Below are 13543 nucleotides of genomic sequence, written 5' to 3' on the forward strand. Positions count from 1 at the left end.
GACATGACCCTTCAGCCCACGACCTCCCCCCTCGACGTCGAAGAGCTCCGCGCCGTGGTCGCCGACGCCCTCGAACTCCCCGTCGAGGAGGTCACCGACGACGCCCGCTTCAAGGAGGACCTCGACGTGGACTCGCTGATCTCCCTGGAGATCGCCGTACGCATAGAGGAGCAGTACGGCATCCGCATCGACGACTCCGACCTCGCGGACCTGGGTTCCTTCCGGCGGATCGCCGAGCTGGTGCGGGACCGGGTCGCGAGCCGGTCCGCGGCATGAGCGCGGCGGCCGGCACCGCGCGGAGCGGCCCTCCGCCCGGTGCCGCACCGCGGCCGGTGGCCCTGGTCACCGGCGGCTCGCGCGGCATCGGGCGGGCGGTGGTGACGCGGCTGGCCGAGGACGGTCACGACGTCGCCTTCTGCTACCGCTCCGACGCAGGCGCCGCCGAGGGCACCGCGAAGGCGGCCCTGGCGGCGGGCGTCCGGGTATACGCCCGGCAGGCGGACGTGGCGGACGCCGCCGCGGCCCGGGAGTTCGTCACCGCGGCGGTGCGCGAGCTCGGCCCTCCGAGCGCGGTCGTCACCTGCGCGGGCATCACCCGCGACCGGCCCCTCGCGCTGATGGCCGACGAGGAGTGGCGGGAGGTCATCGAGACCAACCTGCACGGCACGTACCACATCTGCCGCGCGGCCGTCTTCCCGCTGATGAAGCGCCGCAAGGGGGCGATCGTCACCCTCTCCTCCATCGCCGGGGTGAGCGGCAGTGCGACGCAGACCAATTACTCCGCCTCGAAGGCGGGCATCATCGGCTTCACCCGCTCGCTCGCCAAGGAGGCCGGCAGGTACGGCATCCGCGCCAACGTCGTCGCCCCGGGGCTGATCAGCACCGACATGACGGCCGCCCTGCCGGAGGCGGTGACGAAGCGTCACCTGGAGCAGATCCCGCTCGGCCGGGCGGGTGCCCCGGAGGAGGTGGCCGATCTGGTCGCGTACCTGGTGTCGGACCGGGCCTCGTACATCACCGGTCAGGTCGTCGAGATCAATGGAGGGTTGCCGGGATAACGCACCGAACGGCACCGGAGAAAGATCGAACGGATATATCTAAGAATATCGCAGCCGCTCTCCCGCCCTCGTTCCCGGCGTCCCCTCAATCGGTGCTTATAGCAAGGGAATCCATTCTGCGGACCGCCGCCGCGCACAGGTGGAAGCCATTCCGCGAATGGACTCCCGGGCACCCGGAGTGACGTGTACCCTCAAGCACCTGTCGGCAACTGTGCGGAGCTCGGGGGAGCCATGACGCCGTCAACACGTGGTGTGATTTTCAAACCCAAGGTGATCGTCGCGATCGATTTCGGAACGCACGGCACCGGATTCGCCTGGGCCACCGTCTCCGCGCTCCAGGACGCGGCGGGACACCGGGTCGTGGTCTACCAGCCGTTCACACAATCCGGGGGCCACACCTACCCGAAGGACCTGAGCGCCGTTCTGGTCAACCGGGCGGGCGAACCGGTGAAGTTCGGCGAAAAGGCACGCAATGCCTGGGACCGCGAACTCGCCCGCGGGAACCCCCAGAATTTCGGCTACGCCAGCAAGTTCAAGATGGCCGTTCACGGCCGCGAGGGCAAGTCGGACATCCCGGAGTTCCAGGGCCGCCTGGCGGGGGCACGCCGTGACACCGTCAAGGGCCTGGTCACCGCCATGCTCATGCACGTCCGCGGGGCCGCGCTGGACCAGATAGGCCGCTACGCCGTCGGCGGCGCAGCCTACACCGCCGACGAGATCCGCTGGTGCCTGACCATCCCCGCCATGTGGACCGAGGCCGACCGGCAGTTCATGCGGACGGCCGCCGTCGCGGCCGGGCTCCCGGGGGACGCCGAGCGGCTGCTCCTGGTGCAGGAGCCCGAGGCCGCCGCGGTCTACTGCGCGCTCAACGCGGGCACCGTGCTCGGCCCGGACCGCCCCGAGGGGCAGCTGGAGGTCGACACCCCGGGCAGCCGGTTCATGGTCGTCGACTGCGGCGGCGGCACCGTCGACATCACCAGCTACCAGATCCGGGCCGAGGGCGTCGGCCCCGGGCAGCTCAAGGAGACCCGCGTCGCCGACGGCGACCGCCTCGGCTCCGCCTACGTCAACCACGCCTTCGTCACCGGCATCCTCACCGACCGCTTCGGGGAGCAGCAGCTCAAACAGCTGGTCGCCGCCTTCCCCAAGGAGGTCGGGCAGCTGGAGTCGGAATGGGAGACCGAGAAGGTGCGGCTCGTCTCCGAGACCGCCGCCGACGGCACCCCCGTGATCAGTGACACGGTGCTCATCAGCGTCCCCGGCAAGATCTGGGACGCCCTCGACGAGGCGACCAAGTCCCGGCTGACGGTGCTCGCCTCGGGCGAGACGCACTACATCGAGATCACCGCACACGAGGTCACGAAGCTCTTCGAATCCGTGGTGCGCCCCATCCTCGGCACCATCGAGCGGCAGCGGGCCGCCGCGTCCGGCGACGGGCCGCCGGTGGGCCGCGAGCAAATGCTGCTGGTGGGCGGATTCGCCCGCTCCACCTACCTGCGCGACCGCATCGCCCAGCGCTTCGGCCACGAAGTCCGGGTGATCACACCGATGGACCCCGCCGTCGCCGTTCTCGGCGGCGCCGTGCACTTCGCCTACGACCCGTCCATCATCTGGGGGCGGCGCTCCAAATACACCTACGGATTCGGCTGCAGCATGCCGTTCCGGCACGGTATCGACCCCCAGGAGAAATTCTTCATCGACGACGACGGAAACGAGAAATGCAATGACCGCTTCGTCGTGATGGCCCGGCGCGGCGATCTCGTTCCGACCGATCACCAGGCGCTGAGCACGGTGGCGGTATTCCCCAAGTGGACCTCGGTCCAGGTGACCATCCACGCCACCTACGCACATGACCCGCAATACACGGACGAGGAGGGCTGCGAAGCCATCGGGAAAGTCATTCCCGATATCTCGGGCTCGGTCGGCCTCCCCACGAGCCGGCGTTCCCTGGACGTCGCCTTCTCCTTCGGGACGACGGAGATCGAAGTAGAGGTCCGCGACCGCCGGTCCGGAGCCGCCCGCAGCGCCGAGGTCGCCTTCGACGACCTCTACGGCCGCGGCAGCACCGACCGCCCCGACGCCCCGAAAGGAAGGTGAGCCGAGCCAATGTACGACCACTACGGGTGGAACGAGCACGAGGCCTCTCAGGAGCAGCCCGCCGCCCCCTCCATGCGAGCGGCGACGAGCGGGCAGTACTCGCAGGAGTGGTGGCTCGGTCAGCTGGGAGAACTGCACGACCGGCTGGTGGCGGTGGAGTCGTGGCGGCACGACGTGGAGGTACGGGCCGAACAGCAGGCCGCCAAGTCCAGGAGAGGGGGCTCCGCGCAGCACGACATCGCGCGCCTGCGGGAGACGGTGGGCCGGCTGTCGGACGGGGTGACGGTCATGGCCTCCCGCGTGGAACACCTGGAGGCCCGGGTCCGGCAGGTGGAGACCCTGCTGGACCGGCTGCGCTCCGCGGGGGTCCGCGACGCCATCGCCACCGGGGAGGCGCCGAGCGACATGCACCGGCGACACTCCCAGATCAAGGAGCGCTACCAGCGGCTGGTCGACCAGGACTTGCGCAACCTCGCCCGCGAGCTGTGTCCGGCCGACGCCCGGCAGTGGGACCGGATCGCCGGCGGCATGCCGGCCGCACGGGCGCGCGCCGTCGCCGAGACCGTGCACCTCCTCTTCGCCCCGGCCCGGCAGGGCGCGGCCGCGACGACGGAGCCCGTGCTGTCCACACTGGCGGAGCGCGGGTATGCGACCGAGGCCGCCGAGCCCCGGCTGCGCAAGGTCGTGGACGCGGCCAACGGCATCGTCCGGGACATGGCGGCCGTCGAGCTGCCCGCCACCCTGCAGTTCGACGTCGCCGTCGAAGCCCTCGCCGAGGGTGACTACCAGCCGTACAACAGACAGGACACCGGGTCCCCGGGCTTCGTCGTCGCACCGGCCTACGCCGTTCAGGGCGAGGCGCCCGAGCACCACCTGAAGGCGTTCGTCTTCCTGGTCCCGGACGAGACACCGTGACGGCCCCCGAGGACACCCTCTCCCTGGAGATCGTCGCCCGCGGCGTGCCGCTCGTCGACGACCGGCTGCTCCTCGAGCTGACCAACGACCTGCACACGGCGAACGACCTGGCGCGCGCCGGGGCCCGCGAGGGCTTCTTCGCCCGCCTGCTCGGCCGCGCCACCGGCCGCGACCGCATACGCGAACGGACCGTCCGCGACCGGATGCTCAGCACCCAGAAGCTCACGCTGCGCTGGCTGACGCACCTCGGCGAGCGGATGACCGTGACCGATCTCGTGGTGGCCGAGGTCTCGGAAGAGGTGCACGACGCGAAGAAGCGGATCGAGCGCGTCGAGACGTCCACCCGGTGGTCGGCGGACGCGATCGGCGAGCTGGGGGCGGTCCTGGCGCGGCTGGCCGGTGACACGGGCCGCTTCCTGTCCGACCACGAGCGCCGGCTGGCGGCGCTGGAGGCCCGTACGGCCATGGACGCCGCCGCCCGCCGCTGGCGCCATCCGCGGCCCGACCCGGGCCTGCCCTGGCTGGTGGGGGCGGTCCTGCTCGCCCGCGAGGTGGCCTCCGGCCCGGCCGGCACGTACGCCTTCAGCGGCGGAGAGGCCCTCATGCAGCGGCAGTTGACCGAGCGCATGCTGCAGGACCCGCCCGTGCCCTGGTTCGACGGGGTCAAGTCGCTGCCGGCCATGCTCACCACCGCCGTCCGCGACCTGCCCGGCGAGAACCACCGGCTGATGGTGGCCGAACTGCTCGGCCTGGGCGTGGCGGACGAGCTGTCGGACGCGACCGGGCCGCTGACCTCGGCCCTGGCCCGGGCGGCGGAGCTGGCCGTGGGGGGAGCCGAAGCCGACGAGGCCGCGCGCTCGGCCCTGCGCGACAGCAGCGGCAGCGGGGACCTCTTCCTGCCGTCCAGCCTGAGCGTCGAGCAGCTCGTGCGGCGCATCGTGGCCGAGCAGTTCGCGGAGGCGCGTCAACGGCGGATCCGGCTCCGCAAGCTCGCGGAGTCCGACGACGGCGGACAGGACGGTACGGGACATGAGTGACGGACAGGACGTCGAACGCGCCTTCTCCACGTGGGCGGAGCGCGCGAGCAGCGTGGCGCCGGGGCAGGCCGCCCCCGTGCCCACGGCGGCACCGGGCCCGGACGGCCCCGCCGCATCGCCCGGGACCCGGCCGCCGTTCCGGCCGACCGGCTCCCTGCGCATCGGCCTGGTGCTGGCCGGCGGGGGTGCCAAGGGCGCCTACGAGCTGGGTGTCTGCGACTACCTCGCGGAGATGGGCCTCGACATCGCGGCCGTCGCCGGCACCAGCATCGGCGCCCTCAACGGCGCCGTGCTCGCCGGCGCCCCGGACCTGAAGTCCGGCACCCTGCGCCTGGCGGAGTTCTGGGAGCGCTTCTCCACGCAGTCGGGCGTTGTGCCCTTCGCCGACCAGGGCCTGCCGCTGGACGCGGCCGGGGCGGCGGCCGAGGGCACGGCCCGGCAGGCCCGGCTGCTCGCCTCGCGGCTGCTGGGCCTGCGCCGCCGGGCGGGCCTGCTGGAGGAGCTGGTGAACGAGGCGGTGGACGCGGCGGCGATCCGGGCCGGCCGGCCCCTGTGGGTGGCCGCCTATCCGCTGGTCCGCACGGAGTCGCTGCCCGTCCGGCTGCGCCACCTCATGGAAGTCCTGCGGTGGCTGGGCGGTGCCAGGGGGAGCATCCTGCGGCTCAACGGCTATCCGGAGCACCAGATCAGGGAAGCCGTGCTCGCCAGCGCCGCGCTGCCGTTCATCTTCCCCTCCCGCGTGGTCGACGGCTGCGCCTACCTCGACGGCGGGCTCGGCGGCCCCGGCGACCGGACGCCGGTGCGCGCCTTCGCGGAGCAGGAGCACTGCGAGGTCGTGGTGGTGGTCCACCTGCACCCGGACGCCGTGGTGAGCTCGCACGCCGCGAGCCGCGTCACCCGCATCGACATCCGGCCCAGCGTGCCCATCGTCCCGCCCGGCCCGCTGGGGCCGCTGACCGGCCTGCTGTCCTTCTCCCCGGACCGGGTCCAGGCCCTGCGCAGACTCGGCTACCGCGACGCGTGGGTACGCTTCGAGGAGCTCCACCACCTGCTCGGCGTGCACAACTCCCTGTCCCTGGCCGAGACCCGCATGCTCGCGGCATTCCAGCGGCTGTGCGACGCCCCCCGGCCCGCGACGCCGTCGTGACGACCGCTCCGGAGGGCACCGTGCGAGATCTCCCCTGGCACCTGAGCCGGCCGATCGCGCACCGGGGCCTGCACGGGGGCCCGGACGCCGTGGCGGAGAACTCGATGGCGGCGTTCCGGCGCGCCGTCGAGCACGGCGTCCCCTTCGAGCTCGACGTGCAGCTGACCAGGGACGGTGCCCTCGCCGTCGTGCACGACGCGGTGGTCCGCCTGCCGTCCGGCCGTGAACTGCCCGTCACCTCCCTGCGGCTCGGGGAACTGCGGGCGGTCGCCTCCTCGGCCCTCGCGGCCCACGTGCCCGCCACGCTGCCCGAGGTGCTCGCCGTGGTGGCCGGCCGGGTGCCCGTCATGGTCGACGTCCGCCGGTGGGGCGTGGCCGGGGCGTCCGGCCTGGAGCGGGCCGTGGCCGCGGCGCTCCGCGGCTACGGCGGCCGCGTGGCCGTGCAGTCCTTCGACCCCCGTACGGTCCACCGGCTGGGGCGCATGCTCCCCGGCGTCCCGGTCGGGCAGATCGCGGGCGCCCTGCGGTCCGCGCCGCCGGTCCTGCACGCCGTCGGCAGGTCCATGGTCACCAACGCCGTCTCCCGCCCCGGCTTCATCAGCTTCGAACTGGAGGCGCTGCCGTCGCGTGCCCTGCGCTTCTGGCAGCGGCGGGGCCTTCCCGTCATCGGATGGACCGTCCACTCGCCGGAGGAGGAGCGGGCCGCGCGGGAGTCGGTGAGCAACGTCTTCTTCTCCGGATACCTGCCCGTGTCAGCCCTGTGAACGTGGGGGAAAAGCGTGTTGAGGAAACTGGGCCTGAGAGCGACCGCGCCCCGGTGGCGCAATTCCGAGGAGGGCTTCACGGCCGCCGCCGAGCGGTACGTCCTGGACGTCATCGACTTCTACGACGTCCGCGCCGGATGGCACCGGCGGCTCTACCGGCTGAGCGGTGCCGTGGTGATCCTCGTCGGCGCGGCGCTGCCCGTGCTGACCGCCCTCGAATTCCCGGGCAAGTCGGTGGCCATCTCCGGGGCGGGGTTCCTCGTGGCGATCACGACGGCGCTCAAGGGCCTCTACCGCTGGGACGTCTCCTGGATCCTGCTGCGGGAGACCGAGATCGAGCTCACCCGTGTCTATCTCGCCTGGCGGGCGGGAGGGCTCGGCCCCGAGCGGTCCGACGGCGCGTCCCGCTCGGCGCATAGCCTCCTCGACGCCGTGTTCCGCATCCGCGACCGCGAGTCCTCGGAGTTCTTCAAGAACCTTCCCGATCCCGGCCCGGCCCCCCAGCCGGTGAACGGCGGCGCCTCGAACCGCGCCGCCCGCTGAGGGAAGGCCCGTGCCTGCGGGTCACCGTGTCCGTACCGGCGTCTCCGCGAGGAGGGTGCGGACCCGGGCCGCCTCCGGGACGCCGAGCCGTTCGAAGAGGGCCAGGGCCTCGTGCAGGTGGTCCCGGCCGCGGGACGGGTCGCCCAGGCGGGGAAGGGCCCGGCCCAGGACGGCGTGGGCCAGGCCCTGGCAGTAGGTCTTGCCCAGTTCGCGGGCGATCTGCAGGGACTGCTCGGCGCAGGAGACGGCATCGTTGTCGCGCCACTCGGCCAGCCGGCACTCCGCGAGGCGGGCCCAGGCCAGCCCTTCCCAGCCGCGCTGCTGCTGTTCGATGAAGTACCCGAGGGCGTCGCGCAGTTGACGGGCCGCCAGGTCCGGGCGGCCGGTCTTGTGGAGGACGCAGCCGTGCTGGTAGAGCGTGAGGGCGACGGTCGGGCCGTTGCCGGTGGCCTCGGCGAGACGGACGGCCTCGGCGGCGTCCCGCTCGGCCTCGCGGGGCTGGTCCAGGGCGAGGCGGACGCGGGCGGTGTTGGCGAGCACCCGCGCTTCGCTGCCCTTGTCGCCCAGGACGTCGCACAGGACGCGGGCCTGCTCCAGGAGGGGCAGGGCGCGCGCGGGGCGGTCGGTGGCGAAGCAGAGGATGCCGAGGGCGTTGGCGGCGAGGTGGCGGCACATGGGGTCGCCGGCGGCCTCCGCGAGGCGCAGTGCCTCGGACAGCTCGCGCTCGGCGGCCTCGTACACGTCGGTGAGGTAGTGCAGGTTGCCGAGGGTGTACCGGGCTCGGGCCTCGACGCACGGGTCTCCCGCCCCGCGCGCGGCGGCGGCCGTCAGTTCGGACAGGCGGCGCAGTTCGTCGCGGTGGGCGGGGCCTTCGATGAGGCCGGACCAGGTGAGCAGCACGTCGCCGGCGGCGCGCAGCGCGCCGGGGAGCTCGCGCACGGCCTGGGTGAGGGTGGCGGCGAGCGTGATGTGCTCGCGGCGCAGCCACTGCCGGGCCTCGTCGGCGTCGGCGAAGACGAGGCCGGGTGCGCCGGCGGGGTGCAGGTGGCGGTGCAGGGCGTGGTCGGGTTCGAGGATGCGGGAGGCGTTGGCGACGGTGGCGAGCAGGTGGTCGAGGAGGCGCAGGACGGCCCCGCTCCGCTCCTGCGGCGTCTCCGTACGCTCGGCCCGGCGACGCGCGTAGAGCCGCAGGAGGTCGTGGAAGCGGTAGCGGCCGGGGGCGTACGACTCGAGCATGCCGGCGTCGGCGAGGCCCTCGGCGAGGTCCTCGGCGGTGAAGTCGTCGCGGTCGAGGAGGGCGGCCGCGGCGGCCAGCGGGAGGTCGGGTGCGTCGGCGAGGGCCAGCAGGCGGAAGGCCCGGGCCTGGTCGGACGGCAGGTGGGTGTAGCCGAGCCGGAAGGTGGTCTCCACCGTCAGGTCGCCGGCCTGCAGCTCGTCGAGGCGGCGGCGCTCGTCGTCGAGGCGGGCGACGAGCGAGGCGAGGGTCCAGCCGGGCCGGGAGGCGAGGCGGGAGGCCACGATGCGCACGGCCAGCGGCAGGTGGCCGCACGAGGCGACCAGGGCCCCGGCGGCGCGCGGCTCGGCGGCGACCCGCTCCTGCCCGGCGATGGCGGCCAGCAGCGAGAGGGCTTCCGGCTCGCTGGCCACGCCGATGTGGAAGTGGCGGGCGCCGCCGAGGGTGATGGCCCGGGAGCGGGTCGTCACGAGCACGGCGCAGCCGGCGGTGCCGGGCAGCAGCGGGCGGATCTGGGCGGCGTCGCGGGCGTTGTCGAGGAGGAGCAGCACGCGCCGGTCGGCGAGCACGGACCGGTAGAGGGCCGCCCGTTGTTCCAGGTCGTCGGGGATGTCGGTCTCGGGGACGTCTAAAGCCTGGAGGAAGTGGGCCAGGACGCTGCCGCTGTCGGCGGGGTCGGAGCCGGCGCCCCGCAGGTCCACGTAGAGCTGGCCGTCGGGGAAGCCGGGGCGGGCCAGGTGGGCGGTGTGGACGGCGAGGGTGGTCTTGCCGACGCCGCCGATGCCGGTGAGCATGGCGATCACCACGGCGGGGCCGGCGGCGCCGGTGAGCGCGCCGTGCACCTCGCGCACGAGGTCCTCGCGGCCGGTGAAGTCGGGTATGCCCGCGGGCAGCTGGAAGGGGGCTCCGGCCGGGCGGCGCGCCTGGCCGGTGCCGGGTGCGGCCGTGGCCCCGGCGGCGGGCAGCGCGAGCTCCGGGGCGCCGGCGAGCACCTGGGCGTGCAGCCGGGTCAGCTCCGGGCCGGGTTCGACGCCGAGCTCCTCGACGAGCAGCCGCCGTGCCTCCGCGTAGGCGGCGAGCGCGTCGACCTGGCGGCCGCAGCGGTAGAGGGCGAGGACCAGCTGCGCGCGCAGCCGCTCGCGCAGCGGGTGCTCGGCGGTGAGCGAGGTGAGCTCGGGGACCACTTCGGCGTGGCGGCCGAGGGCGAGCGCGCAGTCGAAGAGGCCCTCCTGCGCGGCCAGGCGCGCTTCGGAGAGCCTGTCCTGCTGGCGCTCGCAGTAGGGGCCGGGGAGACCGGCGAGCGCGGCGCCGTGCCAGAGGTCCAGTGCGGCGGTGTACGAGGCGTGGGCGGTCGCGATGTCACCGGCGGCGTGGGCGGCGGCGGCCTCGGCGAGGAGGCGCTCGAAGACGAGGGCGTCGACGCGCTCGGGTGCCACGCGCAGGGCGTAACCCCCGGCGACGGAGACGAGGACGGTGGCGGGGGTGCGGGCGGCGCGCCCGGGTTCGAGGAGGGTGCGCAGGCGGGAGGCGTACGTGCGGATGGTGCCGAGGGCCTGGGGCGGTGCGGCCTCGCCCCAGAGGGCGTCGATGAGCTCGTCGCTGGAGACGGTGGCGCCGCCGCGCAGCAGGAGGACGGCGAGCATGGCGCGCTGCTGGCGCGCGCCCAGATCCACGTGGTGACCGTCCGCCAGCGCACGTACCGGGCCGAGCAGCTGGAAGTGGAGCCGGTCTGCGGACGGCTCTGTTGTGTCCCGCATGTTTCCCCCGACCGTGCCCTGCCGGCTCTGTCCGGCGACAGGTGGTGACAGTACCTCAGTGCCCGGCGCGGGAGCAGAGGCCGGTGAGGGGCCGTTGATCGTCCGTTGATGACGCCGTTACATACTGCAGGCACAGTTTGTTCCATGCGCATCGCAGCGCGCCTGACACAGGAGTTTCGATATGACCGCTGAGGACCCCAAGAGCACCGAGCAGGCCGGGGCCCCCGCCGAGCAGGCCGCCACGCCGTCCGAGGAGGCACTCGCGTCCGAGCTGGACAAGCCGGTCGAGCGCGCGGAGGGCACCGCGCCGCAGGCCCCGGGTGGCAGCGGCCCGATCCGTCCGACCCACACGACGGGGGCGCAGTAACCGCAAGGCCGGGCCGGGGAGCGCCGTGCGAACGGCGGGACCCGGCCCTCCCTTTGCGGCGCCCCGGACGTTAAGAGTGAGCAAAGAACGCACCGGCGCCGCTCCATGGGCGAACCGCGGAGAGCGAATACCGGACAGGCGTGCCCTCTGCTGTCCGGTCACCGCCCGGCAGCCGTCCATGCCCGTCACTCCCGTTCAGGGGGACGGCTTCCGGTGCCGCTGAGCCTCCGGGGGGCTGCGGCCGGCACCCTTCGCACGACCGAATGTCGCTCTTGAACTTCCGCTTGTCTCATCGGGATACTCGCCCGTATCCCGTTCTTGACATGGACGCGACGATCTCATCGGCCTGTCGTGCGCCGTGTCCTCACCGATGCGCATCACCTACGCGTCACGCACACGGGTCGCGCACGTGCGTCCCGTACGCGCATCGCACCCGCACGTCCTCCACGCCCGGGCACCACCGTGCCGCCGGGCACTCCCCCACAGGAGGTCACGAGTGAAACGTTCCCGCATCTCCACACGCCGTACGGCCGGTGCCGGCGCGGCGATCGTCGCCCTGACGGCCGCGGCGCTGACGCTCCCCGCCGCGCACGCGTCCTCACCGGCGCCCCGTCAGCTCTCCTCGCCGCAGGCCGCGGAGCTGGCTCAGCGGATCTCCGCCGAGCTCGGCGCGGACTCGGCCGGCTCGTACTACGACGCCGGGACCGGTAGGCTCGTCGTCGGCGTCCTCGATCAGGAGACGGCGGCCAGGGTACGGGCCGCCGGTGCCGAACCGAGGACCGTGCGCCACTCGGCCGCCGAGCTCGCCTCGGCCCTGCGGACACTGAAGGCGGAGGCAGCCATTCCAGGCACGGCCTGGTCGGTGGACCCCCGCATCAACAAGGTCGTCGTCACCGCCGACAGCACGGTCACGGGCGCCCGGCAGGACCGGCTCGACAAGGCCGTCGCACGGCTCGGCGACAAGGTCGCGGTCAAGAGAACGGCAGGGAAGTTCCGTCCGCTCATCGCGGGCGGCGACGCGATCTGGGGCAGCGGCGTGCGCTGCTCGCTGGGCTTCAACGTCACCAAGGGCGGCAAGCCGTACTTCCTCACGGCCGGGCACTGCGGCAACGCCTCGCGGACCTGGTCCGCGACCCAGGGCGGCGCCCAGATCGGCGTCGTCGAGAGCTCGTCCTTCCCCGGCCACGACTACGCGCTCGTCCGCTACACCTCCACCATCGCCCACCCGAGCGCGGTGGACCTCTACAACGGCGGCACGCAGAACATCAGCAAGGCCGGGGAGGCCGTCGTCGGCGAGAAGGTGCAGCGCAGCGGCAGCACCACCCGGGTCCACGGCGGTGAGGTCACCGCCCTCGACGTGACCGTCAACTACGAGGAGGGGGCGGTCGAGGGCATGATCGGCACCTCGGTCTGCGCCGAACCGGGCGACAGCGGCGGCGCCCTCTTCGACGGTGCCACCGCCCTCGGCCTCACCTCGGGCGGCAGCGGCGACTGCTCCGGCGGCGGAGAGACGTTCTTCCAGCCCGTACCGGCAGCACTGCAGGCGTACGGGGCCCAGTTGCCCTGAGGCGGGGCACCGGCCTGACGCACTGCGGTCCTGACGCACTGCGGTGACGCACTCCTCCGGGGAGCCCTTCACAGGTTCCCCGGAGGTCTCCGGGCCGGGGTGGGTCGCCCCGGCCCGGTCAGTCCGGTCAGTCCGGTCAGTTGACCCGGCCGTACCAGACGCTGTTGGACCAGATCTTCTCCAGCCGGACGGTCGTGCCCGGCTTGGGCGAGTGCCAGATCTTGTTGTTACCCGCGTAGATCCCGACGTGGTAGACGTTGCTTCCCGAGTGGAAGAAGACCAGGTCGCCCGTCTGGCGGGAGCCGGCGGAGATGTGCCGGGTCTTGTTGTACTGCGCGGCCGCGGTGCGCGGCAGGGTCTTGCCGGCCTTCTTGAACGAGTAGAGCGTGAGGCCCGAGCAGTCGAACCGGTTGGGGCCGGCGGCGCCGTACTGGTAGGGGGAGCCCTGCTTGGAGGCCGCGACCTTCAGGGCGGCGGCGCCCGGAGTGGCCGCGCTCGCCTCGGCCGACATTCCGGGGAGGAGCATCGACGCGGTCACGGTGGCCGCGGTGACCACCGAAGCGGCGCCGGCGCGGGACATGAGCGTGGATATGCCAGGGAACGCAGACATGCCAAAACCCTTCGTCATCCGCCTGCGAAAGATGACCTGTCGGGTTCGGGCTGTCGAAGTTGCCCGGCCACCTGAAATGGCTTCACCCCAAGGACCACCGCCATCGTGGTCCGCCGTGCTCGGGTCTCCCGCTCCTGCCGATCCATTCGTTTCTGCTCCGCACCCGGTACGGCGGCAGGACTCGGCGTCCGCCCGGGTCGCCCGCCTCGGTGACGGGATCTTGTTGTTCGCTGCACGATCCTGCATCACGGGCCGCCGGAATTCGGAGCCGAAAGGTGCTTCTGTGAACTTCTTCACTTCACGGCGATCCCTGGAACCGGGGTGTTACCCGGCATCACCGGTAACCGGTAATCCCCTTTATCAAAAGGGCGTTGAAGAACTGATTCGAGTCATCCCGGCGGTGCGGAAAAGTCGAGGTGGCGAGGGCCGCAGCAGGGCGTCGGTAGG

12 protein-coding genes and 1 riboswitch are annotated in these 13543 nt (G+C 72.9%); of the genes, 10 read left to right on the forward strand and 2 right to left on the reverse strand.

Annotated elements, in window-relative coordinates:
* Positions 1-3 precede the first annotated feature (3 nt).
* From FGW37_RS03240 to FGW37_RS03275, 8 genes are all read left to right on the forward strand, one after another.
* Positions 4-276 carry an acyl carrier protein gene (locus FGW37_RS03240; protein WP_168094871.1) on the forward strand — a complete coding sequence of 91 codons (273 nt, stop codon included), beginning with the start codon at positions 4-6 and terminating at the stop codon, positions 274-276.
* Complete coding sequence (gene fabG / locus FGW37_RS03245) at positions 273-1058, forward strand: 3-oxoacyl-ACP reductase FabG (RefSeq protein ID WP_179079661.1); 786 nt, start codon at positions 273-275, stop codon at positions 1056-1058. The genes FGW37_RS03240 and fabG overlap by 4 nt, the downstream gene beginning before the upstream one ends.
* 252 nt (positions 1059-1310) lie before the next feature.
* A complete protein-coding gene (locus FGW37_RS03250; protein WP_179079662.1) occupies positions 1311-3155 on the forward strand; it encodes an Hsp70 family protein in 1845 nt (614 codons plus the stop codon).
* 9 nt (positions 3156-3164) lie between these two features.
* Positions 3165-4070 (forward strand): hypothetical protein, encoded by a 906-nt coding sequence (locus FGW37_RS03255; RefSeq protein WP_179079663.1) that lies wholly within the window; start codon positions 3165-3167, stop codon positions 4068-4070.
* Positions 4067-5107, forward strand: a complete 1041-nt coding sequence (locus FGW37_RS03260; RefSeq protein WP_179079664.1) for a hypothetical protein — start codon at positions 4067-4069, stop codon at positions 5105-5107. Before FGW37_RS03255 ends, FGW37_RS03260 begins: the two co-directional genes overlap by 4 nt.
* Complete coding sequence (locus FGW37_RS03265) at positions 5100-6254, forward strand: patatin-like phospholipase family protein (RefSeq protein WP_179079665.1); 1155 nt, start codon at positions 5100-5102, stop codon at positions 6252-6254. Before FGW37_RS03260 ends, FGW37_RS03265 begins: the two co-directional genes overlap by 8 nt.
* 20 nt (positions 6255-6274) lie before the next feature.
* Positions 6275-7018 (forward strand): glycerophosphodiester phosphodiesterase family protein, encoded by a 744-nt coding sequence (locus tag FGW37_RS03270; RefSeq protein ID WP_179079666.1) that lies wholly within the window; start codon positions 6275-6277, stop codon positions 7016-7018.
* Between the two features lie 18 nt (positions 7019-7036).
* Positions 7037-7561 carry a DUF4231 domain-containing protein gene (locus FGW37_RS03275; protein ID WP_179079667.1) on the forward strand — a complete coding sequence of 175 codons (525 nt, stop codon included), beginning with the start codon at positions 7037-7039 and terminating at the stop codon, positions 7559-7561.
* 21 nt (positions 7562-7582) lie between these two features.
* Here FGW37_RS03275 and FGW37_RS03280 read toward each other — a convergent pair whose 3' ends face one another.
* Entirely contained in the window at positions 7583-10552 is a 2970-nt protein-coding gene (locus tag FGW37_RS03280; protein ID WP_179079668.1) for an AfsR/SARP family transcriptional regulator, read from the reverse strand.
* A gap of 181 nt (positions 10553-10733) precedes the next feature.
* On the opposite strand from FGW37_RS03280, the gene FGW37_RS03285 reads away from it, so the two are divergent.
* Together FGW37_RS03285 and FGW37_RS03290 are read left to right on the forward strand one after the other, a co-directional pair.
* Entirely contained in the window at positions 10734-10919 is a 186-nt protein-coding gene (locus FGW37_RS03285) for a hypothetical protein (RefSeq protein ID WP_179079669.1), read from the forward strand.
* A gap of 496 nt (positions 10920-11415) precedes the next feature.
* Complete coding sequence (locus FGW37_RS03290) at positions 11416-12486, forward strand: S1 family peptidase (RefSeq protein WP_246430243.1); 1071 nt, start codon at positions 11416-11418, stop codon at positions 12484-12486.
* 136 nt (positions 12487-12622) lie between these two features.
* On the opposite strand, the gene FGW37_RS03295 is transcribed toward FGW37_RS03290, so the two are convergent.
* Positions 12623-13096: a C40 family peptidase gene (locus FGW37_RS03295; protein WP_179079671.1), complete on the reverse strand. Its 474-nt coding sequence runs from the start codon at positions 13094-13096 to the stop codon at positions 12623-12625.
* 4 nt (positions 13097-13100) lie between these two features.
* Positions 13101-13263: riboswitch (cyclic di-AMP (ydaO/yuaA leader) on the reverse strand.
* Between the last annotated feature and the right edge of the window lie 280 nt (positions 13264-13543).

This window comes from Streptomyces rectiverticillatus (assembly GCF_013394065.1).
GTDB lineage: Bacteria > Actinomycetota > Actinomycetes > Streptomycetales > Streptomycetaceae > Streptomyces > Streptomyces rectiverticillatus.